Consider the following 1636-nt stretch of genomic DNA (forward strand, 5'->3'; position numbering starts at 1 on the left):
CGGCCAGGCTCAGCGGCAGGGCCGGCGGCAACCGCCGGGCCTCCGGCAGGCCGAGGTCACGGGACCCTGCCGCAGCCTCGGCCACCAACCGCTCCACCACTGCGGTGCCCTCCGGCGCTGCCGCTGCCGGTGGTTCTGCCGCCAGCCATTCGTCCACGGTCCGGAAGAGCGGGAAGTGTCCGGCGGCCGGCAGGGTGCTGCAGGCGGACTGGAAGGGCACCGCATCCTGCGTGCCGACGCGCAGGTAGGCCCTGCCCCTCGCGGTCACCGGAATGTCGGCGGCCACGGGCGAATCCAGCAGGTCGCGGGACTCGACCGTGTTCTGCGTCCGCAGCACGATCATGGTGGTGATATTCGCGCGGATGTCCGAGGAGACGGCACCCTGCGGCCGTTGCGTGGCCAGCACCAGGTGGATGCCCAAGGCACGGCCCACGGTGGCCACGCGCATCAGCTCGGGAAGCGCCTGCGGCGCGTCCTCGCCCAGCATCCGGAATTCGTCGACGACGACGACGAGCCGCGGCAGCGTGCCGGGCGGGCAGGCCGCGATGTCCCCGATACCGCGGGCGGCCAGCAGGGCTTCGCGGCGGCGTACCTCCGCCTGCAGCCAGGCCAGCGATCGGCCGACTGCCTCCAGCGTCAGGTCCGTGAGCAGGCCGGCGCAGTGCGGCAGCCGGGCGAGCGGGCCGAGCCCGGAACCGCCCTTGAAGTCGATCAGCAGGAAATTCACCGTGTTCGGGGACCTGGTCAGGGCCAGCGAGAGGACAAGGCTCCGCAGCAGTTCGGACTTGCCGGAGCCGGTGGTGCCGGCGACCAGCAGGTGCGGCCCGTGGACGGCCAGGTCGAGCGCCAGCGGTCCGGCGGCGCCGGCGCCCGGCAGGGCGGTGAGGCCGGGATGGCGGTCCCCGCGGGACCAGCGTTCGGCCAGCGGCTCCCGCGGCAGCATCGACTGCAGGCGGCAGCGCGGCGGCACCGAACCGGTGGCCGGCAGCGTCTCGGAGGGCATGGCCGCGGCGGCCAGCCGGGCAAGGCGGTCCAACGTGGGGGCCTGCACCAGATCCGCCGAGAACACGACGTCTCCGCCGTCTGCGCTCAGGCGGGAGGCCTGTCCGGCCACGATGATCCGGGTCCCGGCGTCGGCCGGACCGCCGAACCAGAGCTGCGCGGCCGGCCGTCCGGAATTCGCCAGGACCCGGGCCGCCTCGCCGCCGCGTCCGGCGACCAGGAGCACGAGGGTGCCGCCGCCGGTGGCGAGCCGCTCCGCCAGCTGTCCGGGCCGGTCCGCCAGCTCCACGCCGGGAAGGAACCGCGCCGACGCGCGAACGGACTCCGGCAACGCGTAGCAGACAACGCGCAGGACGGTTCCCGCCGCCCGTGCGGCCAACTGCAGCAGGGCCGAACGCAGCAGACCGTCCAGCCCGAAAGGTGTTCCCTGGATCCGCAGCGGGGGCTCGGCGAGCAGGTCCACGCACAGCGGAGCATCCCTCGGCGGCGGGGGCGGGACCACCGGCGCCGACGCCGAACCGATGTGTGCCGGCAGGCCGGCCGTCCCCAGCCGCAGCCACACGTGCGCCGGGCGGTCCGGAGGGCCGGGGTCCCCGGCAGGACGCCGGGCCCCCGTCCCGGCCCGCAGCAGGGA

Annotated in this window: 1 protein-coding gene; it reads right to left on the reverse strand. The window is 75.3% G+C overall.

What is annotated here, in order from left to right:
* The coding region (locus AC5RUH_RS16660; RefSeq protein ID WP_494129153.1) for an FtsK/SpoIIIE domain-containing protein at nucleotides 1–1636 on the reverse strand (1636 nt) is incomplete at both ends.

The sequence above is a fragment of the Arthrobacter sp. Y3223166 genome (assembly GCF_059090935.1).